Source organism: Sphingobium sp. WR1 (genome assembly GCF_059693745.1).
The window spans coordinates 45072-70473 of sequence record NZ_JCATID010000019.1 but is presented as its reverse complement, the minus strand read 5'-3'; the positions used below and the strand labels follow the sequence as shown (position 1 = coordinate 70473).

Here is a 25402-nt window from a genome sequence, read left to right as displayed (position 1 = left end):
AGGAAACGGCGATGGCTGCAGCGCTCGCAACGGGCGAGGACAGGCTTGAGGGGGTGCGCCTGCTGGTCGAAAGCGCCGCAGGCATTGCCCCGCGCGATGGCGATCTCAAGCCGGTTCGACATCTGCGCTTTGGCAGGCCGGGAATGGATCGAGGACGCTGGAGCGAGATTTCCGCCATGGGGTGGCTTGGAATTCGGCTGCCAGAAACGGCAGGCGGGGCAGGTCTCGGCATGGCGGAATATGCGGCACTCGCCAGTGAAGTCGGAGCGGCGTTGCTGCCCGAGCCGTTCATCGAGGCCCAGCTTGCTCTCGATCTCATGGGCAAGGACGCACCCGCCGAAGCGTTGAGCGGTGACAAGCTTGTCTTGCCGGCCTGGCTCGATACCCCCGATGGCCTCACGCTCGCCGGAGGCATCACCGAGGCCGAGGGGCGGATATCGGGAAGACGGCGTTTCGTGCCAATGGCCGCCGCCGCCGATGTATTTCTGGTCGTTTCAACGGAAGCCTGCTGGTTGATCGACGCGAAAGCCGCGGGCGTGTCGCTTGAAATCGAAAGCACCCTCGACGGCGGTCACACGGCGACCTTGATCCTCGATGGGGTCGAGGCGAAACGGTTATCGGCGCCCGATGCGAGGGCGCTCGAAGCCGCGGCCCTGGCCACGGCGTCGGCATTGCTCGGACTCATGGAGCGCGCCTTTGCCATCACGCTTGACTACCTCAAGACTCGCGTCCAGTTCGGCCAACCAATCGGCTACTTCCAGGCGTTGCAGCACAAGGCTGTGGATATGGAAATCGAGATTGGCTTGACGCGGGCGGTGCTGCGCGATGCCGTCGAAACCTTCGATACGGGCGACGACTGCCGTCGTATCACCTCCAGGGCGAAGGCGCGGGCAGCCGATGCCGCCATGCTGGTCACGCGACAGGCGGTGCAGTTTCACGGTGCCATCGGTTACACCGACGAGGCCGATATCGGCTTGTTCCTGCGCCGCGCCATGGTGCTGGCGCCGCGCTACGGCAGTGCCGGCTTTCATCGCCAACGTTACGGCGGCCTGAGGGAGGGACGGCCATGAGCGGGATCATGGCGACTGTTGAGGAAGGGCGCGCAGCCTTTTTCGGGAAACCCGCACCCATATCCGGGGGAGAGCGACATGACAGCCATCACTAGCCCGACCGCGCCACAGCCGCATGCGGACCTGGACCCGCTCACAGACGCCGACTTCCGCGCGGCGGTCCGGAACTGGATCGCCGCCAGCTATCCGCAGAACCTGCGTAGTCCCCCCAAACGGTTGCACGCTGCAGAAGCCATGCCCTGGTACAGGATCCTGTCGCAGCAGGGCTGGCTGGCGCCTGGCTGGCCGCGCGAATATGGGGGGATGGGACTGTCGCCCTCGAAGCTGCTGATCATGATCGAGGAAATGGAACGCTATGGTTGCGCCCGACTGCCTGATACCGGACTGACCATGGTAGGTCCTCTCCTGATCGCCCATGGAACCGATGCTCAACGCGCCTACCATCTGCCGAAGATCCTCTCGGGCGAAATCATCTGGTGTCAAGGCTATAGCGAACCCGATGCCGGCTCCGACCTGGCGGCGCTCCGTACCTCCGCTGTGCGCGAAGCCGATCAGTGGGTAATCAACGGCCAGAAGGTCTGGACGACGCTGGGCATGGACGCGCAATGGATTTTCGTGCTTGCCCGCACGGATCCTCAGGCCGCCAAGCAAAAGGGCATAAGCTTCTTCCTGGTGCCGATGGATATGCCCGGCGTAAAGGTGCGTTCGATCGTCAACATCGACCTGCACGACGAATTTGCAGAGGTCTTCTTCGACGATGCCCGCATTCCCGCTGACGCGATTGTCGGCGAGGTGAACGAGGGTTGGACCATCGCCAAGAACCTCCTTGGCTTCGAACGCCTGTTCCTGGGCTCGCCAAAGCAATCAGAAGGCGCGCTCGGCCATCTCGAGCGGCTTTGCGACCATCTGGGGAAGAGCGGCGACCATGCATCGCTCCTCAACGGATTGCGCATGGAACTCGAGGACCACAAGTCCTTCTACACGAGCTTCGCAGACAAGGTGCGACGCGGCGAAAGGCTCGGTCCCGACGTTTCCATGCTCAAGATCAACCAATCCGCGCTCTACCAGAAGATCACAGACCGCATCATGGACGTTGCCGGGGAACTGGGAACACTTGCCGGACAGTTGCCGGACACGCCGACGCTCTATCCTGGCAGCGTCTTCCTTCAGGCACGCCCGACGTCGATTTATGGCGGGTCATCCGAAATTCAGCGCAACATTGTTGCCAAGCAAGTGCTCGGTCTCGGCCGATAAGGCAGCCTGTTCAAGGAGGAAGTACGAAATGACAGTGGGTTTGGGACTTGAGGGCAAGGTTGCGGTCATCACGGGAGCGGGCGGCGGGATCGGTCGCGGCATCGCGCTGGAATTCGCCAAGGCGGGCACCCGCGTGGTGATCAACGATATCGGCGTATCACTGGGAGGAAGCGGCGAGCGCTCCAGCGCACCCGCGGAGGAAACCCGGGCGATGATCGAAGAGATCGGCGGGCAGGCGGTCATCTCGAGCGAAAGCGTGTCCGAATGGCATGCCGCGCGCCGCACCATCGAGATGGCCATGGACAGCTTTGGCCAGGTGGATGTGGTGGTCAACAATGCCGGCATCCTTCGGGATGTCATCTTCCACAAGATGGATCCGTCCGATTGGGAAGCGGTGATCAATGTCCACCTGAATGGAAGCTTCTACATGAGCCGTGCGGCGGCCGAGCCGTTTCGGGCCCAGGGTGGCGGCGCTTTCGTGCATATGACCAGCACCTCGGGGCTGATCGGAAATTTCGGTCAGGCGAATTATTCCGCGGCCAAGCTCGGTATCGTCGGCCTTTCGAAATCAATCGCTCTGGACATGAGCCGGTTCGGCGTGCGCTCGAACTGCGTCGCCCCCTTCGCCTGGAGCCGGATGACAAGTTCCATTCCTGCAACGACACCGGAGGAACAGGCGCGTGTCGAACGCATGAAGCGCATGACACCGGAAACCAACGCGCCGCTCGTCGTCTTCCTGGCCTCGGCGGCGGCAGAGGGTGTTACCGGGCAGGTCTTCGCAGCGCGTCTCAACGAGCTGTTCCTGTTCAACGCCATGCGACCGATCCGCAGCGTCCAATCGGGAGGTGGCTGGACGCCGGCCCTGATTGCAGAACGCGCCCTGCCTGCCTTCCGCGCGGCTTTCACCCCGCCGGAGCGTTCGGGTGACGTCTTCTCTTGGGATCCGATCTGAGGCACCGGGGCAGAAGACAACCGACGGGGCTTCCCCGGGCTTATCGAAGGGACGGTCCCGACGGCAGGAAACACTGGAGCTTATCAAGCAGAACATCGTCATCGTCGCCGGCAAAATCGGTCAGGCTTGCGGATCGATGTCGTTGAGCTTTGCCGTGGCAATGAGGCTCATCATGACGGCGGTGCGCTGACCGCCGCGGTCTGAACCGGTGAAGAGCCAGGATTTTCAGCGCAGGGCAAAGGCTGATTCGTTGTGCACCCCCTTTTCAAATGTCGGAAAATAGCGATTCCTGGTTGTCGTCTTGGGCGCGACACGGGATTGGGCGCGCCAGTTTGGCCTTGATCCACTCGTCTTCGAGGTCGCTGGAGCGGATTTGATAGGGCGCGTAGCGCATGACCTGCTCGGCGGCGATATGCCATTCCTGATGAAGCGTTGGATCTTGACGTGCGGGACTCCGAGTTTGGCGGCCGCGTCCCACATCGTGAGCCATTCGCCGTTCTTGTCAGAAGACCGGTAACCCCTGATCTTGCGCACCGCATGGCTCATTGGCGTGTTCAGCCTGCCCAATTTAATTGTTAAGGCAATGATTGTATATTGAACGTAATCGGATGATGGACTAGGTAGCCGCGCATGCCCTGCGACCGATCCAGAACCAGCCCCGTCGCGCTTTTTGAACTCACGAACGCTTTGCAGCCGATCCGGCGTGTCTGGGTTCAGGCAGTCAGTCTCGCACTCGCCGACTTCGGACTTCCCGCATCGCTCATTTCGGCGCTCATTCTGGCGTCCCGTCATGGAGACAAGGGTGTCAGGCAGAACGCGCTGGCCGAGGAAGTCGGGGTCAATCCTGGCGGCATGGTGCGCATTCTCGACCAGGCCGAAGCCGCCAACCTGCTCGAGCGGCGCGATTCTCCCGACGACCGGCGCATCAAGACGATCCATGTCATGCCGAAAGGTCGTGACCTTGCAAGGAAGATGGAAAAGGCGGTCATGCGGCTCCGCGACGATCTCCTTGGTGATCTTCCTTCGCAGGACATCGAAACGACGACGCGCACGCTGCGTTTGTTCGAGGAACGGATCGGTCAGTTCCTGCAGCAGACGCGGACGGGCCGATGAAGGTCAGCGCCGATCAGCTGATCTTCTCTGTTAAGCTGTTCGTCGCGGGCATGATCGCATTCGCGATAGCGGTGCGGATCGGCCTGCCCAATCCTTACTGGGCACTTGTCACCTGCTGCGTCTGCATGAACCCCATGAGCGGGGCGATCCGGTCGAAGGCCGTCTATCGGTTCACCGGAACTTCCTGCGCCGGCTTCGTCACGCTTGCCATGGTCGCGCTATTTGCGAGCGCGCCGCTGCTGCTGATCGCGGCGTCGGGAATCGTGGCAACCCTGGCGTTCGGTATTTCTTTCCTCGACCGCACGCCGCGCAGCTACGGCTTCCAGCTTTTCGCGATCACGCTCATGCTGGTGGCGGTCGCCGGTGTGGATCATCCGGAGATCATGTTCGATACCGTTGTGGCGCGGGTCAGCGAAATCACCCTCGGCATCCTCGCGACGACCCTCGTTGACGGCGTGATCGCTCCGCATTCTCTTGAAGGTGCGCTACGCGCGCGCCTGCATCGCTGGCTGCCCAGCATCGAGACCTGGGCGAAGGATGTCCTTGATGGCCATGAGGCGGACGCCCAAGGAGAGCATGACCGGCTAAAGACGCTGGCCGACATCACATCCCTGTCACAGCTGACCGGAGCGCTGCGCTACGATCCGACGATCCATCGCGATGACCTGCGGCACGCGCTCGCGATCCAGCAACGCCTGCTGCGCATGGTCCCGCTCCTTTCCGCGATCGGCAGCCGCATCGCGGGCCTTGGCGAAGCGGAGCGCTTGGCCCTCCGACCCTCTCTCGCCACGGCCAGGGCCGATCTCGATGCCGGTACGGAACCGCCACCCGATCTGGCCGATGCCGTGCGCTCGCTTCCGCTCGATGCCAGTGACGCGCGCGCGTGGCAGCAGCTCGTTCATGATGCGCTGGCCGACATGCTGACCGAAATGCTGACGCTCTGGAGCGAAGTTTCGCGGATCGAGGCGGCGTTGAGCGGAAAGGCGAAGCTTGCGCCCGCGCTCGCGCGAACAGTCAGCGAGACGCGGGCGTTTCCGCTCAACCCCGACATTGATCACGCTGCCCGGATCGCGGCGGGAATCCTCGTAACCTACGCCCTCCTCTGCGGCCTCTGGTATGCGACGGGCTGGCATCAGGGCGCGAACGCCGTCCTGTTCAGCACGATAGCGCTGGCCTTCTTCGGCGGCGGCGACGAGCCTGGCCGAGCGATCGGAATGTTCGCGCGTTTCGCCCTGCTAGCGACCCTGCTGGCGGGGATCCTGTGCTATGGCCTGCTCCCGCTCGCTGCCGATTTCGCGACCTTTGCGATGATGATGGGCCTGTTCATGCTGCCGCTGGGCGTCTGGGCGGCCGTCAGTCCGATGGCGACGCTGATCCTCGCCTTCGGGCTCAGCAACATCAATCTACAGGGCCATTATTCGCCGCCCGATTTCGGAACCTTCGTCGAGGCGAGCGTCGCCAGCATGCTGGGCATATTCACCGCCATTCTCGGCGCCGGCCTGTTCCGTACCTGGGGCGTGCAGCATCAGCTTCAGCGCGTCCTCCGCATCGAAGCGCGCGAGATCGCGCGGCTGAGCCGGTCGCCCAGCCGACGGTTGCGGGACAGCTATGTCCAGCGGGCGCTCGACCGCATTTCGGTGGTGACGGCGCGCCTTGCCGCAGCCGGGCAGGTCGAGCGGAGCGCCGGCCTGCTCATCCGGCTGCGGGTCGGCGCGAACGTCGCCGACCTGCGCTCGATGGGCAACGCGCTTCCTGCCGATGGGCGGCAGGCGACGGATCGGGTTCTCGATCAACTCCGCAGCGAGTTCGACAAGCCGCAGCCGTCGTCCCGTCTGCTCGCGCTCATCGACGAAGCACTTGATGCGCTCTGGCCGGGAGATGGTTCGCCCGGCGCTCGCCCCGACCGCGCCATTCATGCCTTAGCGGGTCTGCGCATCGCCCTGTTCGAGCGCGCGCCGGCCTGGGTACCGGCGACATGATCGGCGAAATCGACATCGCGGGCGTGTTCGTTTCGCCGCTGCTCCTCTGCGCGATCCTCGGCTTCGCGATGCGCCTGCTGCTGTCGCGGGTGCTCGAGTCCATCAGCTTCTACCGCCTCATCTGGCAGCGCCCGCTGTTCGACACCGCCCTGTTCCTCATCCTGACCGGCACCGCCTTTCTGGCTCTACGCCTTGTCACCGCATCCTGAAGTGCCCGCCATGACCCTAGATCGCGATACCCTCCTCCGCCTGCTCAAGCCCTTGCTCACCCTGCTGGTGGTGGGTGCGGGCGTGTTCGTCTTCTGGCACCTCTATAATTACTACACCTACGCGCCACAGACGCGCGACGGGAAGATCAGGGCGGATGTGGTCCCTCTCGCGGCAGACGTGTCGGGCCGGGTCGAGCAGGTCCACGTTCGCGACAACCAGGTGGTCAGGCGCGGCGACATCCTGTTTACCATCGACCATGTTCGGCTGCGCAATGCCGTTGAGCAGGCCGAGGCCGCTGTCGCCACGGCACGGGCAACGTTGAACGCCGCCGAACGGGAGAACCGCCGCTATCAGGCCCTCTCTGATATCGTCTCGGGGCAGCAACGTGACGACCGCCGCTCCACCGCCGAGGAGGCCCGCGCACGCTATGCCCAGGCGATCGCTGATCGCGATCTCGCCCGCATCAATCTGGCGCGCGCCGAGGTGCGTGCGCCGGTCAACGGCATCGTCACCAATTTCTCGCTCCGTCCCGGCGCCTATGCCGCCGCCGGGCAGCCCGTGATGACGCTGGTCGATTCCGACAGCTACTACGTTGCCGGTTATTTCGAGGAGACGAAGCTTTCGCACATCCGCCCCGGCGTCCGCGTCACGATGCGGGTAATGGGCGAGGATAGGCCGCTTTCTGGCCATGTTGAAGGCCGATCGGCGGGCATTGACGATCGCGAACGGACGACCGCGTCCGGAACGCTACTCGCGAATGTCAATCCCACCTTCAGCTGGGTCCGTCTTGCCCAGCGCATCCCTGTGCGGATCGCCATTGACAAGGTGCCGCCCGGCATCGATCTGATCGCGGGCCGGACGGTCACCGTGACGCTCGATGGCGCGGGAAATGCGCTCGGCCCCGGTCGGAGCGAATGACGATGGGGCGCTTCGGAACGAAAAGGCCGCTCGGACTGATGGGCGCGCTGATGCTCGCTGGCTGTGGCACGGTCGGTCCCAGCTATCGCGCACCGCCCTTGCCCGCAGGGATCGCGGATCGGCCCGCGAGCTTTGCCGAAGGAAAATCGCCCGCCTATTCGGCTGAACCCTTGCCTCAGCGCTGGTGGCGCCTCTACGCCGTTCCCCAACTGGATGCGCTCGTCCAGGAAGCGATCGAGGCCAACACCGATCTCAGGGTCGCGGCGGCCAATCTCGAACGCGCGCGCGCGATCGTCCAGGAGGTCGAGGCCAGTGCGGGCGTCGAGACTTCCGCGGCGGGCGGCGTAACGGTGGGCGAGACGTCCAATCTCGGTCTCAGCTCGCCCAACGGGACCCATGCGACCTTCGACGCCGGCGTCGGCATATCCTATGAACTCGACGTCGTGGGCCGGATTCGGCGCACGATCGAGGCCGCGCAGGCTGATGCGGAAGCGCAGGCCGCCGCCTATGACCTTGCGCGCACGACGGTCGTGGCCGGAGTGGTCGGCGCCTATGGAGATGCCTGCGCCGCCGGCGCGCGAATGACCGTTGCCCGCCATTCGGTCGAACTGCAGCGGCAAAGCCTCGCGCTCACCGAAAGAGGCGTGCGCGCTGGCCTCTACACGCCGCTCGACGCTACCCGCTCGCGCGCGCTTCTGGCTCAGTTCGAGGCAGCGCTGCCGCCGATCGAGGCAAGCCGCAAAGCTGCACTATACAGCCTTGCCGTGCTGCTCGGCCGGACGCCCGAAGATTATCCGCCTGATCTTGCGACCTGCCGGATCATCCCTTCCGTCGACCGCCCCCTGCCGATTGGCGACGGTGTGGCGCTGATCCGGCGCCGGCCCGACATCCGCGAAGCTGAACGCCGGCTCGCGGCTGCGACGGCGCGCATCGGCGTGGCGACGGCGGACCTCTATCCGAGCGTCAGCCTCGGCGCATCGCTCGGCACGACCTCGCGGAGCGTGGGCGGGCTGGTCGACGATTCGGCGTTGCGGTTCAGCTTCGGCCCGCTCATCTCGTGGTCCTTCCCGAACCGGCGCGTCGCCAGGGCGCGGATCGCGGAAAGCGATGCAGCGGCGCGCGCGACGCTGGCGGCATTTGACAGCAGCGTCCTCGCAGCTCTCCGCGAAACCGAGACGGCCCTCAGCGCCTATGCTCGCGATCTGGACCAGAATGTCAAGCTCAGGGTCGCGCGCGATGAGAGCCGGAGGGCTTCCGCGCTACAAGCCCGGATGACTCGGGGCGGTCTTGGAACGGGTCTTGAACTGCTCGACACGCAGCGAAGCCTTGCCACAACCGAAGCGGCGCTGGCGGCCTCGGATGCGTCCATCGCCTCGGATCGCGTTCGGCTGTTCCTTGCGCTCGGCGGCGGCTGGGAAGGAGGGATGGCGGGGCCGTGATGGCCGAGCCTTCGCGAAGCGTACGCTCGGCCTGCCCACCAACGCCGTGCTGCGCGCCGATCTTGAGATCGTCACGGTTGCCGATGCCTGTGCGGTCAGGCGGGCGAAGGCGCAGCATCCGGTTCTGCGCAATTATGCCGAGACCTCTACGGCGCCAAAAACTGGGCATGCCAGCGCCGCGTCCTCGCCCGCATCGAGGCCAGCACGATGGGCATGGACACCCTCGCGATGGCGCAGCGGCTTGGTACAGTGCGGCAGGCCGAACTTGCTGCCAACCTTGACCCCACCCAAAGCCGGCACCGTGCTGTCGGCACGACGGTCTGGGGGGCAGGGGGCATTTCGCCCGAGATCGCCGGGCTTCTCGCCGCTGTGGGAGGCTGGGTGGGCCATCGGCTCGCCCTCCTCACGACGCGCGGGGCGTTCGACAGCCCGCCAACAGTCTCCGCTCTTGAGCGAACTCCTCCAACACGTCGAGGCGGATTTTAGTGTAACCTGCTATCCGGGCTCCGGCGATTAAGTGCTCGACCGCGCATAACCCAGCCAGCCCCCCCCTCGCGCGCGAGGACGACATAAAGGCGTTTCATTTCGGCAATTTCGTGGTCCACCATCCTAAGTGCGACGCAGCCATCGATTTGCTCGTTTCGTTCGGCCAAGAGCAACCGCCCGCGAGGCGGCGCATACTTCCCCGGCAGATTCGCGAACTCTGCCTCATGCCTTGATAATCGAGGCTGACGCTTGGGCTGGCGATATATTCACGCCAAATCTCAAACACCGAGGCTGCATCATCGGGAAAGATCGCGTGTCCAATGGTCGCCATAGAAAACTGCCTTCGTCAAAGATCATGGCAGCAATGGACCGGTCTATTCCGGAACGGCGGAATGCCGCCGCAACGGTGAAGGATGAGGCGCAAATTGCCAAATTAACAGAGCAAGATTGGTCGAATGTGGTCTCGTTATGTTCCGAACGATACCATCAGAACCCGCGAAAATTGTGGGAACGCCTGTGGTATCGAATTTCGAGATTCCTAAAATTATCACGCAAAATCAACGCGATAAATCGCTTGACTGGTGACCCCTACGGGAATCGAACCCGTGTTTCAGCCGTGAGAGGGCCGCGTCCTGACCGCTAGACGAAGGGGCCGCTTGGCCGCATGGGCGACCGGCAGGGGGAGCCGTTTAGCAGGCCGTTCGCCTGCGTCAAGCGAAAGCACTCAGCATCGGCGCAATAAAAAACCACCCCATGCAAGCATGGGGTGGCCAAGGTTCAGGGAGGAGACGCCTCCAAAGGGGGGAGGCGCCCATACGACACACCCGAAAGGGGGGCAGGTGCGCCGTATGATTGGTAGATAGGGCAGGTCGCATCGCCTTTCAAGAGGGGATGCGATGCCCTTTCCATCAATATTTGAGCCGGTTCGGGTTAACTTCCCGTTCAGGCTTCGGCGGGGGCAGGCGCTGCCGGAGCAGCGATCGGACCCTTGCCCTGGGTCACTTGCGCCTCGAAAATCTCGCGCATCAGCTGCAGCGAGAAGAGATGGGCGTGGATCAGGGGCAGCATCCCGCTCTGGTTGATCTTGCGCAGCTGATCGCCGCGCAGGTCGCGCAGCTTTTCTTCGTTGACCATGCGGAACCCGCGATAGACGAAGGGCTGCCCGTTGAGCGGCGTCTGGATCGACACTTCGCCGTCCATCAGCAGGTCCATCTCCTGCAGGTCGCGGACGAACTGGCCGGTGCGGGCGGCGGCCTGTTCGAAATCCTCGCAGAATTTCAGCACGCCCTGGGTCAACTCGCTCGGCTTGCCGTCCTCGAACAGCGGCTGGCCTTCCTCGAACGCGCCCAGCGCCGGGCTGGTCGGATCGAAGCAGAGCGAGAGTTCGTCGCTGTCGGGGCGCAGCTTGGCGAGCATCCAGGGATAGCGGCGGACATAGGCGGGCACATAGGCCGGGCCACGCAGCTTGCCTTCATCGTCGAGGAAGACGTTGACGCCTTCATTGAGGCCCATCAACGCCAACGGCACGCTGTCATTGCCGGCGGAAAAGATGATCGGCGTGAAGCGCTGGGCGGTGACGAATTCATCCACGGTCAGGGGCACGGCATGTTGATTGGTCAGGAACGGGGCCGAATCCACCGATCGCGACTTGTAGTCGGCATGATCCAGGCTGCTGAGCGGAATCAGGTCATTATAGAAGATCGGCAGGTTGTTCGCGGGCGCACTGGCCATGATCAGGTCCATTCTCTCATAAATGCGGCGGGTTCGCACGCGCCGCGGGTCCGAAGATTGGGGCAGGGCGATAAAGGCCTTGCCGGTCGGGCGCAATCGCTTTGTCGGCGGCCTGCACCCTTGTCGCGTCAGCCTTCGCCGGGCAGGGGAATGAGCTTGCCGGGGTTGAACAGCCCCCTGGGATCGAAGGCCGCCTTGATCGCCCGCAAGGCGCCGATCCGGGCGGGGCTGGCTAGCCGCCCCAGTTCGGCCCGCTTCATCTGGCCGATGCCATGTTCGGCCGAGATGGAGCCGCCCGCCGCGACCACCGCGTCATGGACGAAGGCGTTGATCGCCTGTCCCTCCGCCGCGATCCAGGCGGGGCCGTCGCTCGTCCCCTTGGGCGCGCGGACATGGAAATGGACATTGCCGTCGCCCAGATGGCCGAAGGAGGAGGCGGTGGTGCCGGGAAAGGTCGCTTCGGCCGCCGCCGCCGCCTCGATCATGAAGGCGGGCATCTTCGCCACCGGCACGCTGATGTCATATTGCAGCGCCGGACCCTGCGCGCGCTCCGATTCCGACAGGGATTCGCGAATGCGCCAGAAGGCTTCGGCCTGCGCCTCGTTGGCGGCGATGGCGGCATCGACGGCGATGCCGCGCTCGAAGGCGTCCGCCAGCGCGATTTCAAGCCGTTCGGCCGGGCCGGGTTCGGACAGGTCGGCATGGTCGACCTCGATCAGCACATGCCAGGGCGTGCGCGTCCCGATCGGCGACCGGGTGCCGGGAATGTGGCTGAGCACGAAGCCCAGCGTGTCATCGGCGATCACCTCGAATCCCTCGACGCTGTCGCCGATCTTCTCCTCGGTCAGGCGGAGCAGGCGCAATGCGTCGGCGGGCGTCTCCACACCGACCCAGCCGACTGCCCGCGCGGCGATCGCCGGCACCAGCCGCAGTGACGCGGCGGTGACGACACCCAAAGTCCCTTCCGCGCCGATCAGCAGCTGCTTGATGTCATAGCCGCGATTATCTTTCTTCAGCGCATCCAGCCCGTCGAAGATGCTGCCGTCGGGCAACACCGCCTCTATCCCTTCCACCAGCGCGCGCATCGTGCCATGGCGCAGCACTTGCGTCCCGCCCGCATTGGTCGACACCAGCCCGCCGATCGTAGCCGATCCCTTGGCCCCCAGACTGAGCGGAAAGCGCCGCCCGGCGGCCTCTGCGGCGTCGTGCAGCACGCTCAGGATCACGCCCGCCTCGCACACGGCCAGATTGTCGTCGCTCGACAGGCTGCGGATGCGGTTCATCCGGCGCAGCGACAGGATCAGGGCGGAACCGTCCGCAGGCGGGGTCGCGCCGCCGACCATCGACGTATTGCCCCCCTGCGGCACCAGCGGGACGCCCAGCTCCGCCGCCAGGCTGACCGTCGCGGCCACCTCCTGCGTGGATGCGGGCGACAGGATCGCCGCCGCCGCGCCATGATAGCGTCCGCGCCAGTCGCTGGCCCAGGGGGTGATATCCTCCTGCTCGCTCGTTACTCCCTTGGGGCCGAGCAGGGCGGCGAAGCGGTCGATGATGTCCTGTCCGATCATAGGATGCACCTATGCCCCGGAATTCATCGACTGTTCAACCATGGGGCGATAGCGTGCCGTTCCCAAGAAGGGGTCCAATTTGCTTCACACCATATTGCTGCTTCTCGTCGCGCCAGCCGCCGAGCCTGTGCAGATGGCGCAGCTGACGATCCAGCAACGCATGATCATTCGCGTCCCCATGACCCGCAAGGGCAAGGCGCCTTCGCGAATCGCGCCTGACGCCGCGGAGGATTGGGAGGAGAAGAAGGGGCCGCGCTGCATCGCGCTACGCTCGATTCGCGGGGCCAGCATCGTCGTGCGCAACGGCGTCGACCTGCTGCTCGCGGACGAACATCGCTACCGCGCCCGGCTGGAGCGAGGCTGCGATTCGATCGGCTTCTATTCGGGCTTCTATGTGGAGCCGCATGAGGACGGATCACTCTGTTCCGGGAGGGACGAATTGCAGGCGCGCAGCGGCATGAGTTGCGCCATCGACAGTTTTCGCCGCCTGATCGCCGTCGAAGGAGATGACTGATCGGCTGCTTGTCGCCGCCAATATCGCGAATTTCTTGACAAGATGCCGATATTTTCGCAAGGCGCGGCCGATTTCTGTCCCGCGGACGCGCTGGGCAGGCCACCTCCTGTCCCGGACTATTGAATGACTTTTGCCGATCTCGGCCTTTCCGACGAATTGCTCAAGGCCGTAACCGAATCCGGTTACGACACGCCGACGCCGATCCAGGCGCAGGCGATCCCGCCGGTGCTGATGATGAAGGACATTATCGGCATCGCCCAGACGGGGACGGGCAAGACCGCCAGCTTCGTGCTGCCGATGATCGACATCCTCGCCCATGGCCGCGCCCGCGCGCTGATGCCGCGCAGCCTGATTCTGGAGCCGACCCGCGAACTCGCCGCCCAGGTGGCTGAGAATTTCGAGAAATACGGCAAATATCACAAACTCTCCATGGCGCTGCTGATCGGCGGCGTGCAGATGGGGGATCAGATCAAGGCGCTGGAAAAGGGCGTCGATGTGCTGATCGCCACGCCGGGCCGCCTGATGGACCTGTTCGAACGCGGCAAGATCCTGCTCAACGGCTGCAACATGCTGGTCATCGACGAAGCGGACCGGATGCTCGACATGGGCTTCATCCCCGATATCGAGCAGATCTGCACAAAGCTGCCGGCGCAGCGGCAGACGCTGCTTTTCTCGGCGACCATGCCGCCGGTGATCAAGAAGCTGGCCGACCGCTTCCTGTCCAATCCCAAGTCGATCGAGGTGGCCCGCCCCGCGACCGCCTCCACCAACATCACCCAGCATCTGGTGAAGGTGGATGCGCGCAAGAAGCGCGAGGCGCTGCGCGCGCTGCTCGACGAGCAGCAGGTGCAGAGCGCGGTGATCTTCTGCAACCGCAAGACCACGGTGCGCGAACTCAACAAGAGTCTTCAGCGCCACGGCTACAGGTCGGGCGAGATTCACGGCGACATCGACCAGGCATCACGCATCGCCGAATTGGAACGCTTCCGCGAGGGCAAGGTCAACATCCTCGTCGCGTCGGACGTCGCCGCGCGCGGCCTCGACATCAAGGGCGTGTCCCACGTCTTCAACTTCGACGCGCCGTGGCACCCGGACGATTATGTCCATCGCATCGGCCGCACCGGCCGCGCGGGCGCGACGGGTGTCGCTTACACTTTCGTCAGCGAGGCCGACGCCGAGGCGATCGACAATATCCAGAAGCTGATCGGCACCAAAATCGCCTATGCCGACCTGCCGGGCGACGCCGAGGCGCAAAAGGAAGAGCCGCGCACCGAAAGCCGCGACCGTAAGGACGATCGCCGCCGCGGCGAGAAGCGCACCGAAAAGCCGCGTGACGAGAAGCGCCGCGACGACCGCCAAGGCGCGCCCTCTCGTGAGGACCGCCCCCGCGATGACCGCAAAGACCGCGCCGCCGCCCCGCAACGCCAGCGCCGCCCCGATCCGGTGGACGATGGCCCGGACGACGGCTGGAACGGTCCGGTGCCGGGCTTCCTGTCGGTCGGCTTCAACGGTTGACCGGCCGGCCGCATCCTCGATCGACCCTTTGCGGCCATCATTGCCCTCCCCGGTGTGGGGAAGATGACTGCAAGCGACCAGAAGCGGAGATAAAATTCTCCCCTTGCAGGGAAGGATGAAAAAGCAGACGTTCCGTAATCCACCCAAATCAGAATTCGCGCGAATACCGGACGATCCGCGTCACCCAAACCGCCTGCGCCTCACACCATCACGATTTCCGGCAGGATGGCGTCGAGCAGCAGCATCCCCGCCGCCGCGACCTGAAGTTTCGCACCCCTGCGATGCAGCAGCCCGATGTCGATCAGCTGGTCGATGGTGCGCTCGTCCACCAGTTGGGCGACGCCGATGCCGGACAAGGCGGCGATGCGGTCGAGGTCGACGCCTTCGGCCAGGCGCAGGCCCATCAGCAGCGCCTCGCGCGCGCGATCCTCGCCGGCCAGCGGCTCCTCGCTCTGCGCGCCATGGCCGTTGCGCTTCACCGCGCCCATCCAGTTTTCCGGCTTCTTGTGGCGCAGCGTTGCCGCGCCGGTGCGGCGGCCATGGGCGCCGGGACCAATGCCGATATAATCGCCATAGCGCCAATAAGTGAGGTTGTGCCGGCTCTCCTGCCCGGCGCGGGCATGGTTGCTGATCTCATAGGCGGGGATGCCCGCCGCGCCGGTCATCGCCTGGGTCAGTTCGTAGAGGGTCGCGCCATGGTCGGGATCGGCGGGCGTCAGCTTGCCCTGCGCGACCAGCGTGGCGAAGCGGGTGCCCGGTTCGATCGTCAGCTGATAGAGCGAGAGATGGCCGGTGCCGAAGGTGAGCGCGCGCGCCAGTTCCGCCTGCCAGTCGGCTTCGCTCTGGCCGGGGCGGGCGTAGATGAGGTCAAAGCTCACCCGGTCGAACACCCGCTGCGCCGTATCGAGCGCGGCCAGCCCTTCATCCACGTCATGCGCGCGGCCAAGGAAATGGAGCGCGTCATTGTCCAGCGCCTGAAGGCCGAGCGACACGCGGTTGACCCCGGCGGCGGCGAGATCGGCGAAGCGGGCGGCCTCGACCGAATTGGGATTGGCCTCCAGCGTGATTTCAATGTCGGGCGCAAGGCCCCAGTGGCGGTCGGCCGCCGCGATCAGCTCCGCGACCAGAGCGGGCGGCATCAGCGAGGGCGTGCCCCCGCCGAAGAAGATGGAGGACAGCGGTCGTCCGGCGGTCAGCACCGCTTCATGCGCCATGTCCGCCAGCAGCGCGCCGCGCCATGCCTCTGTGTCGATCCGGTCACGCACATGACTGTTAAAATCGCAGTAAGGACATTTGGACACGCAAAAGGGCCAATGCACATATAAGGCAAGGGGAGCGGCAAGAGCCGACGGGTTGCTGGACTGGTTGATCGACATGGACGGGCTGGGCTTTAGACCGATTTGCCGCGCGCTGCTACGGGCAGGCGCGGGCGCGCTGATGATGGCGGCGAGTGCCGCCGGGGCGCAGGAAAGCAGCTATTATGAAGAGACGGTGGAGGCCGATCGCGGCGACGACCTGATGCAGGACGTCGTTCTGGATATGCAGAATGAGGAGCGCGAATCGCTGGGCCTGCCGCCGCTGGAATGGGATGCGGCGCTGGCGGCCGACGCGCGCGGCTATGCCCGGTCGATGGCGCGGAGCGGCGTGTTCGCCCATTCCAGCCGCGCCAGCCGGTCGATCCCCAGCGGCGAGAATCTCTGGATGGGGACGCGCGGCGCCTATGATTATGAGGCGATGATCGGCTCTTTCCTGGACGAAAAGCGGCTGCTGCGGCGCGGCGGGCGGATGCCCGACCTCAGCACCACGGGTCGCTGGCAGGATGTCGGCCATTATAGCCAGATCATCTGGCGCAGCACGCGCAAGGTCGGCTGCGCGCTGGGCGAAGGGGCGCGGTTCGACTATCTGGTCTGCCGCTATTTTCCCGCCGGCAATGTCTTCGGCCAGGGACCGCTGGATGCGCCGCCGAGCGTGCTGGCGAGCGGGGGCCGCTAAAAAACCGCCTTCACCAGTTGCGCGAAGGCGTCGGCGCGGTGGCTCATGGCGTGCTTGGCGTCCGGGTCCATCTCGCCGAAGCTGATGTCGTAATCCAGCGGCACGAACATCGGGTCGTAGCCAAAGCCCCGGTCGCCACGCGGCGGCCAGACCAGCGTGCCGTCGACCCGGCCTTCGAACGCCTCGACATGGCCGTCGGGCCAGGCGAGGGCCAGGGCGCAGATGAAATGCGCGTCATGACCCGCATCCGGTCCCCTGGCTTCGATCCCGGCCCACACCTTGCGCATGGCGAAATCGAAATCCTTGTCCGGGCCGGCCCAGCGCGCCGAAAACAGGCCGGGATCGCCGCCCAGCGCCTCGACGCACAGGCCGCTGTCGTCGGCGAGCGCGGGCAGGCCGCTGAGGTCCGCGGCCTGCATCGCCTTCAGCTCCGCATTGGCAATGAAGGTGGTGCCGGTTTCGTCCGGCTCGGGCAGGTCGAGCGACGCGGCGGAGATCGGCTCAACCCCATAGGGACCGAGCAAAGCGGTGATTTCCCGCACCTTGCCGGGATTATGGCTGGCGATCACCAGCTTGCCCGGCGCCAGCTTGCGGATCGCCTGTTCCTGTCCGAATTGATCGGTCATTTCATTCTACCCTGCATAATCTTGTGTTCCTGCGAAAGCAGGAACCCAGGGCGCCAAGTGCGGCGCCCCGAACCCTGGGCTCCTGCTTTCGCAGGAGCACGGCAGAGTTGCAACGGTTCGAGCGGCGTTAACGCCCCGTCGCCGCATCCTGTGCCGCGAATATCTTGGCGCAGCCGATCCGGGCGAGGCGGAGCAGGCGGAGCAGCTCCTCCTCGTCATAGGCCGCGCCTTCGGCCGTCGCCTGCACTTCAGCGAACTTGCCGTCGCCGGTCAGGATCAGATTGGCGTCGGTCTCTGCATTGCTGTCCTCGGCATAGTCGAGGTCGAGGACGGGCGTGCCTTCATAGATGCCGCAACTGATCGCCGCGACCTTCTGGATGATCGGGTCTTCGGCCAGCGCGCCCGACGCCAGAAGCTTGTCGACGGCGATGCGCAGCGCGACCCAGCTTCCCGAAATGGCGGCGGTGCGGGTGCCGCCATCGGCCTGGATCACGTCGCAATCGATCACGATCTGGCGCTCGCCCAGCTTCTTCATGTCGACCACGGTGCGCAGCGACCGGCCGATCAGGCGCTGGATTTCCTGGGTGCGGCCCGACTGCTTGCCCTTGGCCGCTTCGCGGCTGCCGCGGGTGTGGGTGGCGCGGGGCAACATGCCATATTCGGCCGTGACCCAGCCCTGACCCTTGCCGCGCAGGAAGGGTGGCACCTTTTCCTCGACCGAGGCGGTGCACAGCACCCGCGTGTCGCCGAAGCTGACGAGGCAGCTGCCCTCGGCATGGATGGTGAAGCCGGGTTCCATGGTGATGTCGCGCATCTGGTCGGGCGCGCGGCCGGAAGGACGCATAATTTCTACTCCGAAGCGGTCAGGTGACGGCGCTTAGCGCCCGAAGACGCTTCTTGCCAGTGCCATGCGAGCGATTTGGCGATAAGAGGGGGTCATGGGACGAAAATTGACAATGATGCTGGCCGCTTGCGCGCTGGCGGGGTGCATGGCGAAGCAGGAAGGGCTGGAGCCGCCAAAGGCGCCGGGCGATGTGATCCGCTTCACCGCCGGGCGCTGCTTTGGCGCATGTCCGGCCTATATGGTGCAGGTGTCGCCCGACGGGTCGGGCCTGCTGACACCGGAGCGTTTCACCTCCGTTCCGGGGCCGACGCGATTCACCGTGACCAGGGCGCAATATCGCCGGCTGGTCGCGACGCTGGCGCCCTATCGTCCAGCGGCGGGCACGACGGAAACGATTACCCATGGCAGGAATTGCGATCGCTTCGCGACCGACATGCCCAGCTATGGGGTGGAATGGAGCCGGCCGGGGCAGGCGGCGACACGGCTGGAATATCAGTCGGGCTGCATGGATGCGCGCTATGGCCGGTTGCGCGTCGCGATCGCGTCGGTCCCCAAAATCCTGGACGTGGAGCCTATGCTCAATCCGAAGGCGGTGACGCCATGAGCCGGCTTGAGCGCGCGCGCGGCCTTGCCTAGATAGGCTATATGTCGGTCATCCCGATCTCCGAACTGAATGATCGCGCGCGCGACGTGTTTCGCCTGGTGGTGGAAAGCTATCTGGGCACCGGCCTGCCCGTGGGATCGCGCACCATCAGCAAGATGGCGACTCTCAGCCTGTCGCCGGCCTCGATCCGCAACGTCATGCAGGATCTGGAGGAGCTGGGCCTGCTGGCCGCGCCCCACACCTCGGCCGGGCGGATGCCGACCGAAACGGGGCTGCGCCTGTTCGTTGACGGCATGATGCAGGCGGCGGAGCCTTCGGCCGAGGAACGCCGCGCGATCGAGGCGGGGATTTCCGAAAGCGGCCCGATCGAGGAAGCGCTATCCGCCGCCACCGCGACCCTCTCCGGCCTCTCCGCCTGCGCCGGGATCGTCATGGTGCCCAAGCGCGAGCCGGTGCTGCGCCAGTTCGGCTTCGTGCCGCTGAACGCCCGGCAGGCGCTGGCCGTGCTGGTGGGGCAGGACGGATCGGTCGAGAATCGCGTGCTCGACCTGCCCGATGGCGTCAGCCCGGTGATGCTGAACGAGGCGGCGAATTTCATGTCGGCGCGTTTCGGCGGGCTGACCCTGCGCGAGGCGGGCGAGGCGCTGGCGCGCGAGATGGAGGCGGAACGCAGCGCACTCGACCAGAGCGCGCGCGATCTTGCCGCTCGTGGCCTCGCCATCTGGTCGCATGATGCCGACGACCGGCCGGTGCTGATCGTGCGCGGCCAGTCGCATTTGCTGGACGATGGCGCCGCCGCCGACCTGGAACGGGCGCGGCAATTGCTGGAGCAGCTGGAGGGCAAGCAGGAGATATTGGACCTGCTGCGCGGCGCTCTGGCGGGCAGCGCGACCAAAATCTTCATCGGTTCGGAAAACAAGCTCTTTTCCCTGTCCGGTTCTTCCGTCATAGCCGCCCCCTACCGTGGCGCGGACGGCCGGGTCGTCGGCGTGGTCGGCGTGATCGGCCCCACGCGCTTGAACTATGCGCGGGTGATCCCCATGGTGGACTTCACTGCACAGACGCTGTCGAGATTGATGAGATGAGCGAAGACAATCAGAATCTGGAAAATACCGAAGTCGTGGACGCGCTGCCGGAGGATGCGGCGCCCACTGGAGACGCAGCGGCCGAGAAGATCGCCGCGCTGGAGGCGGAACTCGCCACCGCGAAGCAGGATATTCTCTACGCCCATGCCGATACGCAGAATGTGCGGCGCCGGTTGGAAAAGGAACTGGCCGACGCGCGCGCCTATGCCGCGACTGCCTTCGCCCGCGACATGCTGTCGGTGGCCGATAATCTGAGCCGCGCGCTGGCGGCCATCCCGGCTGACCTGCGCGAGGATGAGAAGTTCAAGAGCCTGGTCGTCGGCCTGGAGGCCACCGGCCGCGAACTGGAAAGCGTGTTCGGCCGCAACGGCATCACCAAGGTCGAATCGGTCGGCCAGCCGCTCGACCCCAACAAGCATCAGGCGATGATGGAAGTCCCCTCGGCCGACGCCGAACCGGGCACCATCCTCATCGAGATGCAGGCCGGCTACATGATCAAGGACCGCCTGCTGCGCCCTGCCATGGTCAGCGTGGCGAAGACGCCGGAATAAAGGGCGTTACCTCTTGCCGGGTGCGTGGTTTCTGAATTCCTCCCCTAAAAGGGGAGGAAGAAGATTAGGCAAGTCTGCCCAATCAGAACTTCAGGAAAGCAAAGCGTGCGCTACGACCTCAACCTCACCACCGACCGCCCGACCTTCGTCACCCATCTGGAATGCTCGCTGACCGGCGAGCGCTACGATGCGGACCAGTTGCACGGACTGTCGGCGGCGGGGAAGCCGCTGCTGGTGCGCTACGACCTTGACGGCGTGCGCGCCACGCTGACCAGGGAGGCGCTCGCCGCACGGCCGATGGACCTGTGGCGCTGGCGCGAATTGCTGCCCGTGCGGCGGACATTCAACATCGTCAGCCTCGGCGAGAATGCGACGCCGCTCATCCCGTTGCCGCGCACGGCGGCGCGGCTCGGCGGTGCGCATCTGCTCGCCAAGGATGAAGGGCGCCTGCCCACGGCGTCCTTCAAGGCGCGCGGCCTCGTCATGGCCGTATCCATGGCGAAGGAACTGGGCGTGACCCAGGTTGCGATGCCGACCAACGGCAATGCGGGCGCGGCGCTGGCCGCCTATGCCGCCGTGGCGGGCATGGAGGCGGTGATCTTCTGCCCTGCCGACACGCCGGAGGTGAATGTGCGCGAAATCGCGGCGCAGGGCGCGCGGGTCTATCGCGTCAACGGCTATATCGACGATTGCGGCGCGATCGTGGGGCAGGGGGTCAAGGAACGCGGCTGGTTCGACTTTTCGACGCTCAAGGAGCCGTATCGGATCGAGGGCAAGAAGACGATGGGGCTGGAACTGGCCGAACAGCTCGGCTGGGAATTGCCCGACGCGATCTTCTACCCCACCGGCGGCGGCACCGGCCTGATCGGCATGTGGAAGGCGTTCGACGAGCTGGAGAAGATCGGCTTCATCGGATCGAAGCGGCCGAAGATGTTCGCCGTGCAGGCCGAAGGCTGCGCGCCGATGGTCCGCGCGTTCGAAGCGGGCGAGGAGTTCGCGCCGCGCTGGGAAAATGCCCACACCATCGCCATGGGCATCCGCGTGCCGCGCGCGGTGGGCGATTTCCTGATCCTGCGCGCCGTGCGGGAGAGCGGCGGCGCGGCGCTGGCGGTATCCGACGAAGCGATCGCGGCGGCGGTGCGCGACGTGGCGCGCGACGACGGTCTGCTGCTCTGCCCGGAGGGCGGGGCGACGCTCGCCGCCTATCAGCGTGCCTTGGATGAGGGACTGATCGGGCGCGGCGATCGGGCGGTGCTGTTCAACTGCGCGAGCGGCCTCAAATATCCGCTGGAGGACCAGTCGCGCACGCTGGACCGCCACGCACCGATCGATTTCGCGGGGCTGTAAAAGGCGATCCATCACGCGACCGACGGATTGGTTGGACGNGGCCTCAAATATCCGCTGGAGGACCAGTCGCGCACGCTGGACCGCCACGCACCGATCGATTTCGCGGGGCTGTAAAAGGCGATCCATCACGCGACCGACGGATTGGTTGGACGGCATTTCATTCCCCTCCCGCTTGCGGGAGGGGCAGCGAGACTTGGGCTGCGTAGCAGGCCATAGTCGCAGCGGGGTGGGCTATTGCCGCGTTGCGCTATAGCAGGATGACTATTGTTTGAATCGTCATTGCGAGCGCAGCGAAGCAATGACGAGGTAAGTCGACCTGATGTCATCCGACTCTATGCCCGCCCCTAACCCCCTCCCGCCAGCGGGAGGGAGATCATGTCCACTCCTGGTCGCCATCGAACCGACCATCTCGCAGTCAGGCGCATATGGCTCCTCAAAAGATATAAAAAGATATATCGCAACTCTTGACGATCGGAATTTTTAAGATATATCGCAAAGCATCATGATACATATGAAAGATCAAATGATGCGATTCCCCCATAACTTCCAGGGCCGCCATGGCGGTCATTCTCATCGCGGCTATGGCCGCTTCGCGTTCCCGGACGGCTTTGGCCGGGGCGGCTTCGGGCGTGGCCCGTTCGGCGGCGATCCCTTTGGCGAGGACGGCCCGCGCGGTGGCGGCCGGGGCGGACGCGGCGGTAGCCGTCGACGCCTGTTCGACAATGAGACGCTGCGCCTGATCCTGCTGAAGCTGATCGGCGACGAGCCGCGCCACGGCTATGAGCTGATCCGCGCGATCGAGGCGCTCTCGGGCGAAGTCTATGCGCCCAGCCCCGGCGTCGTTTATCCCACGCTGACCCTCCTGTCGGAAATGGAGCTGATCGCCGAGCAGCCCCCAATGGACTCTGGCTCGGGGAGCCGCAAGCGCTTCGCCATCACCGATGCCGGCAAGGCGCAGATCGAGGAGCGCAAGGAAGCGCTCGACCTGGCGCTGGAGCGGCTGGCCCATCTGGCACGAAAAGCCGAGCGGGTCGATGGCGGCCCGGTCCGCCGCGCGATGCATAATCTGCGCTTCGCCATCCAGCAACGGCTTGAAAAGGAAGGGGCGGATAGCCAGACCATGTTCGACGTCGCCGCCCTGATCGACGAAGCCGTCGCCAAGATCGAAAGGCTCTGATCCATGACCCTGACCGCCACCGTTCCGACCATCCATGCGAGCCGCTACCTCCAGCAGCTTTGCAAGCATTGGAGCCACAAGTTCGAGACGGATTTCAGCCCCGAAAAGGGTGAAATCACTTTCCCCATGGGACCGATCCGCATGGAGGCGAACCCCGAGGCGCTGGTCGTAATGCTGGAGCCGAACGCCGATGCCGATGTGGAGAGGTTCAAGCAGGTGGTCGCCGACCATTTGGACCGCTTCGCCTTCCGCGAGGCGCCGCTGCCGTTCGACTGGCAATAGGCGTTCGACCGGAACTGAGGAAAGAGGGGCGGAGCGATCCGCCCCTTTTCATTTGTGCGGGATTCGCCGCGCGCTCGCGAGATGATGGGCATGTGTGATGGCGACGGCGAGCGCGTCGGCCGCGTCCGGCCCGGCGATCTTCGCGCCCGGCAGCAGGCGCGCGACCATCGCATGGACCTGCTCCTTCGATGCGTTGCCGACGCCGACCACCGATTTCTTGACCAGCCGGGCGGCATATTCGCCGACCTCCATGCCCGATCGCGACGCGGCGAGCAGCACGACCCCGCGCGCCTGGCCCAGCTTCAGCGTCGATTGCGGGTTCACATTGACGAACACCTCCTCGACCGCCGCGCCATCGGGCCGATGCTCAAGGATAAGGTCGGTCAGCGCCAGGTCGAGCGCCAGCAGCCGCGAGGCCAGCGCCATGGCGCTGTCGGTCTTGATCTGGCCGTTGCCGATATGGGTCAGCCGGTTGCCGTCTGCGGCGATGACGCCCCAGCCGGTGGTGCCAAGGCCGGGATCGAGTCCGAGGAGGATCATGATTGGCCTATATCTAGCCTCTCCCCTTCAGGGGAGGGGCTTTTTGGGCATCTCAGCCCAGCTTCTCCATCACCTCGTCGGACACTTCATAATTGCCCCAGACGGTCTGGACGTCGTCGTCATCCTCCAGCACGTCGACCAGCTTGAGCAGGGTCGCGGCGTTGCTTTCGTCGACTTCGACCGTGGTGGTGGGCCTCCAGGCGAGCTTCGCCGCGTCGGCCGCGCCGAGCTTGGCTTCCAGCGCCTTGGCGACCTCGTGGAGCGCGTCCATCGCGGTCCAGATCTCATGCTCTTCCTCGTTCGAGGACACATCGTCCGCGCCCGCTTCCAGCGCCGCCTCGAACACGGCGTCGGCGTCGCCCGCGCTGGCGGGATAGGTGATGAGGCCGAGACGGTCGAAGCCGTGGCTCACCGCGCCCGAGGAGCCGAGATTGCCGCCATTCTTGGCGAAGGCGGTGCGGACATTGGTGGCGGTGCGGTTGCGGTTGTCGGTCAGCGCTTCCACGATGATCGCGGTGCCGCCGGGGCCATAGCCCTCATAGCGCACTTCCTCATAATTCTCCATGTCGCCGCCCGCGGCCTTGTCGATCGCGCGCTGGATATTGTCCTTGGGCATGGATTGCGCCTTGGCGGCGTTGATCGCCAGGCGCAGGCGCGGGTTCATGTCCGGGTCGGGCATACCCATCTTGGCTGCGACGGTGATTTCGCGGCTGAGCTTGGAGAACATCGACGAGCGCTTCTTGTCCTGCGCGCCCTTGCGATGCATGATGTTCTTGAATTTGGAATGGCCTGCCATGGTCCTGAATTCTTATCTGCCGGTTGACTGTGATGGGCGCCCTTACACCAGCGGCCGCCCAAAGGGCAACCGTCAGAGCGACCGCCGCCGCCGGCCGGCCATGCACAGGGTCAATAGAGAATGGCCGTGCCCGAAGCCGACACCATCAGCATCGATCCGTTGGAGCCGATCACCTCATAGTCCAGATCGACGCCGACCACGGCGTTTGCGCCCATGGTCGCGGCGCGGCTGCGCATTTCGCTGATCGCCTGTTCGCGGGCGCGCTGGAGCACATCCTCATAGGCGCCCGACCGGCCGCCGACGATGTCGCGGACGCTGGCGAACAGGTCGCGGAACAGGTTGGCGCCCACGATCACCTCGCCGGTGACGATGCCGAGATACTCCTTCGCGGGCTTTCCTTCCAGGCGGCTGGTGGTGCTGACGATGATCTCGGACATGGGGATTTCCTTTCCGCTAAGATGGTGACTGGCTACCCCGCGCGCCGCCCTTCGACAAGGGCGACGCGTTCGGGGCCGGCCTTATTCCATGCCCAGCGCGGCGAGATAGGTCTGGAGGATGGCTTCCATTTCCTGCCGGTCGTGCGGCTGCATCTTCCGCAGGCGGACGATCTGGCGCATGATCTTGCCGTCATATCCGTTGGCCTTGGCCTCCAGATAGACGTCCTTGATATCGTCGCCGATGCCCTTCTTTTCCTCTTCCAGGCGCTCGATGCGCTCGATGAAGAGGCGTAGCTGATCGGCGGCGACATTGGGTTCGCTCATGGGAATCTCCGTGCAAGTGTGAAAATGTGAATCAGGCTGGCGGACGCC

27 protein-coding genes, 1 tRNA gene and 1 pseudogene are annotated in these 25402 nt (G+C 65.0%); 18 read left to right on the top strand and 11 right to left on the bottom strand.

Annotated features, from left to right (window positions below):
• The first annotated feature begins 11 nt into the window (after positions 1-11).
• The 3 genes from AC58EF_RS19950 (at position 12) to AC58EF_RS19940 (ending at position 3276) form a co-directional block, all read left to right on the top strand.
• Positions 12-1070, top strand: coding sequence for an acyl-CoA dehydrogenase family protein (locus tag AC58EF_RS19950; protein ID WP_133494102.1), 1059 nt, complete (start codon positions 12-14; stop codon positions 1068-1070).
• Positions 1071-1148: 78 nt separating this feature from the next.
• Complete coding sequence (locus tag AC58EF_RS19945; protein WP_133494101.1) at positions 1149-2324, top strand: acyl-CoA dehydrogenase family protein; 1176 nt, start codon at positions 1149-1151, stop codon at positions 2322-2324.
• A complete protein-coding gene (locus tag AC58EF_RS19940; protein ID WP_272781415.1) occupies positions 2260-3276 on the top strand; it encodes an SDR family NAD(P)-dependent oxidoreductase in 1017 nt (338 codons plus the stop codon). Before AC58EF_RS19945 ends, AC58EF_RS19940 begins: the two co-directional genes overlap by 65 nt.
• A gap of 265 nt (positions 3277-3541) precedes the next feature.
• On the opposite strand, the gene AC58EF_RS19935 is transcribed toward AC58EF_RS19940, so the two are convergent.
• Positions 3542-3670 carry a hypothetical protein gene (locus tag AC58EF_RS19935; RefSeq protein WP_255530622.1) on the bottom strand — a complete coding sequence of 43 codons (129 nt, stop codon included), beginning with the start codon at positions 3668-3670 and terminating at the stop codon, positions 3542-3544.
• 293 nt (positions 3671-3963) lie between these two features.
• Between AC58EF_RS19935 and AC58EF_RS19930 the strand changes: the two genes are divergently transcribed.
• From AC58EF_RS19930 to AC58EF_RS19905, 6 genes and pseudogenes are all read left to right on the top strand, one after another.
• The gene (locus AC58EF_RS19930; RefSeq protein ID WP_197057672.1) at positions 3964-4389 is read left to right on the top strand and encodes a MarR family winged helix-turn-helix transcriptional regulator; all 426 of its coding nucleotides are present in this window, start codon (positions 3964-3966) and stop codon (positions 4387-4389) included.
• Positions 4386-6368, top strand: coding sequence for an FUSC family protein (locus AC58EF_RS19925; RefSeq protein WP_133494099.1), 1983 nt, complete (start codon positions 4386-4388; stop codon positions 6366-6368). The genes AC58EF_RS19930 and AC58EF_RS19925 overlap by 4 nt, the downstream gene beginning before the upstream one ends.
• Positions 6365-6577 (top strand): DUF1656 domain-containing protein, encoded by a 213-nt coding sequence (locus AC58EF_RS19920; protein WP_133494098.1) that lies wholly within the window; start codon positions 6365-6367, stop codon positions 6575-6577. Before AC58EF_RS19925 ends, AC58EF_RS19920 begins: the two co-directional genes overlap by 4 nt.
• A gap of 10 nt (positions 6578-6587) precedes the next feature.
• Positions 6588-7496: an HlyD family secretion protein gene (locus tag AC58EF_RS19915; RefSeq protein WP_133494097.1), complete on the top strand. Its 909-nt coding sequence runs from the start codon at positions 6588-6590 to the stop codon at positions 7494-7496.
• Complete coding sequence (locus AC58EF_RS19910; RefSeq protein WP_229668043.1) at positions 7493-8935, top strand: efflux transporter outer membrane subunit; 1443 nt, start codon at positions 7493-7495, stop codon at positions 8933-8935. The genes AC58EF_RS19915 and AC58EF_RS19910 overlap by 4 nt, the downstream gene beginning before the upstream one ends.
• 28 nt (positions 8936-8963) lie before the next feature.
• A pseudogene (locus AC58EF_RS19905) lies at positions 8964-9184 on the top strand (IS1380 family transposase); the annotation flags it as partial.
• Positions 9185-10000: 816 nt separating this feature from the next.
• On the opposite strand, the gene AC58EF_RS19900 reads toward AC58EF_RS19905, so the two are convergent.
• From AC58EF_RS19900 to AC58EF_RS19890, 3 genes are all read right to left on the bottom strand, one after another.
• A tRNA-Glu gene (locus tag AC58EF_RS19900) sits at positions 10001-10075 on the bottom strand.
• Positions 10076-10363: 288 nt separating this feature from the next.
• Entirely contained in the window at positions 10364-11152 is a 789-nt protein-coding gene (locus AC58EF_RS19895) for a SapC family protein (RefSeq protein WP_497278138.1), read from the bottom strand.
• 128 nt (positions 11153-11280) lie between these two features.
• Positions 11281-12720 carry an FAD-binding oxidoreductase gene (locus tag AC58EF_RS19890; RefSeq protein ID WP_497278136.1) on the bottom strand — a complete coding sequence of 480 codons (1440 nt, stop codon included), beginning with the start codon at positions 12718-12720 and terminating at the stop codon, positions 11281-11283.
• Between the two features lie 79 nt (positions 12721-12799).
• Between AC58EF_RS19890 and AC58EF_RS19885 the strand changes: the two genes are divergently transcribed.
• Both AC58EF_RS19885 and AC58EF_RS19880 read left to right on the top strand, forming a co-directional pair.
• Entirely contained in the window at positions 12800-13234 is a 435-nt protein-coding gene (locus tag AC58EF_RS19885) for a hypothetical protein (RefSeq protein ID WP_497278135.1), read from the top strand.
• A 123-nt stretch (positions 13235-13357) separates the two neighbouring features.
• Entirely contained in the window at positions 13358-14749 is a 1392-nt protein-coding gene (locus tag AC58EF_RS19880; protein ID WP_497278134.1) for a DEAD/DEAH box helicase, read from the top strand.
• Between the two features lie 200 nt (positions 14750-14949).
• Here AC58EF_RS19880 and hemW read toward each other — a convergent pair whose 3' ends face one another.
• A complete protein-coding gene (gene hemW / locus AC58EF_RS19875; RefSeq protein ID WP_497278133.1) occupies positions 14950-16125 on the bottom strand; it encodes a radical SAM family heme chaperone HemW in 1176 nt (391 codons plus the stop codon).
• Between the two features lie 64 nt (positions 16126-16189).
• Here hemW and AC58EF_RS19870 point away from each other — a divergent pair, with 64 nt between their 5' ends.
• Entirely contained in the window at positions 16190-16741 is a 552-nt protein-coding gene (locus tag AC58EF_RS19870) for a CAP domain-containing protein (RefSeq protein ID WP_497278164.1), read from the top strand.
• On the opposite strand, the gene rdgB is transcribed toward AC58EF_RS19870, so the two are convergent.
• Both rdgB and rph read right to left on the bottom strand, forming a co-directional pair.
• Positions 16738-17367, bottom strand: a complete 630-nt coding sequence (gene rdgB / locus AC58EF_RS19865) for an RdgB/HAM1 family non-canonical purine NTP pyrophosphatase (protein ID WP_497278132.1) — start codon at positions 17365-17367, stop codon at positions 16738-16740. The two genes, AC58EF_RS19870 and rdgB, sit on opposite strands and share 4 nt — an antisense overlap.
• A gap of 127 nt (positions 17368-17494) precedes the next feature.
• Entirely contained in the window at positions 17495-18211 is a 717-nt protein-coding gene (gene rph, locus AC58EF_RS19860) for a ribonuclease PH (RefSeq protein WP_497278131.1), read from the bottom strand.
• Between the two features lie 94 nt (positions 18212-18305).
• Here rph and AC58EF_RS19855 point away from each other — a divergent pair, with 94 nt between their 5' ends.
• The 6 genes from AC58EF_RS19855 (at position 18306) to AC58EF_RS19830 (ending at position 23257) form a co-directional block, all read left to right on the top strand.
• Complete coding sequence (locus tag AC58EF_RS19855; RefSeq protein ID WP_497278129.1) at positions 18306-18815, top strand: DUF6438 domain-containing protein; 510 nt, start codon at positions 18306-18308, stop codon at positions 18813-18815.
• Positions 18816-18856: 41 nt separating this feature from the next.
• The gene (hrcA, locus tag AC58EF_RS19850; RefSeq protein WP_497278128.1) at positions 18857-19900 is read left to right on the top strand and encodes a heat-inducible transcriptional repressor HrcA; all 1044 of its coding nucleotides are present in this window, start codon (positions 18857-18859) and stop codon (positions 19898-19900) included.
• On the top strand, positions 19897-20451 hold the full coding sequence (grpE, locus tag AC58EF_RS19845) for a nucleotide exchange factor GrpE (protein WP_497278126.1): 555 nt from the start codon (positions 19897-19899) through the stop codon (positions 20449-20451). The genes hrcA and grpE overlap by 4 nt, the downstream gene beginning before the upstream one ends.
• A 105-nt stretch (positions 20452-20556) precedes the next feature.
• The gene (locus AC58EF_RS19840) at positions 20557-21798 is read left to right on the top strand and encodes a threonine synthase (RefSeq protein WP_497278125.1); all 1242 of its coding nucleotides are present in this window, start codon (positions 20557-20559) and stop codon (positions 21796-21798) included.
• A 523-nt stretch (positions 21799-22321) separates the two neighbouring features.
• Positions 22322-22975 (top strand): PadR family transcriptional regulator, encoded by a 654-nt coding sequence (locus AC58EF_RS19835; protein ID WP_497278124.1) that lies wholly within the window; start codon positions 22322-22324, stop codon positions 22973-22975.
• A gap of 3 nt (positions 22976-22978) precedes the next feature.
• On the top strand, positions 22979-23257 hold the full coding sequence (locus AC58EF_RS19830) for a DUF2218 domain-containing protein (RefSeq protein WP_497278122.1): 279 nt from the start codon (positions 22979-22981) through the stop codon (positions 23255-23257).
• A 48-nt stretch (positions 23258-23305) separates the two neighbouring features.
• Here AC58EF_RS19830 and ruvC read toward each other — a convergent pair whose 3' ends face one another.
• The 4 genes from ruvC to AC58EF_RS19810 form a co-directional block, all read right to left on the bottom strand.
• On the bottom strand, positions 23306-23797 hold the full coding sequence (gene ruvC / locus AC58EF_RS19825) for a crossover junction endodeoxyribonuclease RuvC (RefSeq protein WP_497278121.1): 492 nt from the start codon (positions 23795-23797) through the stop codon (positions 23306-23308).
• Between the two features lie 52 nt (positions 23798-23849).
• Entirely contained in the window at positions 23850-24593 is a 744-nt protein-coding gene (locus tag AC58EF_RS19820; RefSeq protein ID WP_497278120.1) for a YebC/PmpR family DNA-binding transcriptional regulator, read from the bottom strand.
• 110 nt (positions 24594-24703) lie between these two features.
• The gene (locus AC58EF_RS19815) at positions 24704-25030 is read right to left on the bottom strand and encodes a heavy metal-binding domain-containing protein (protein ID WP_497278118.1); all 327 of its coding nucleotides are present in this window, start codon (positions 25028-25030) and stop codon (positions 24704-24706) included.
• An 81-nt stretch (positions 25031-25111) separates the two neighbouring features.
• A complete protein-coding gene (locus tag AC58EF_RS19810; RefSeq protein ID WP_066860048.1) occupies positions 25112-25354 on the bottom strand; it encodes a DUF2312 domain-containing protein in 243 nt (80 codons plus the stop codon).
• Positions 25355-25402 lie beyond the last annotated feature (48 nt).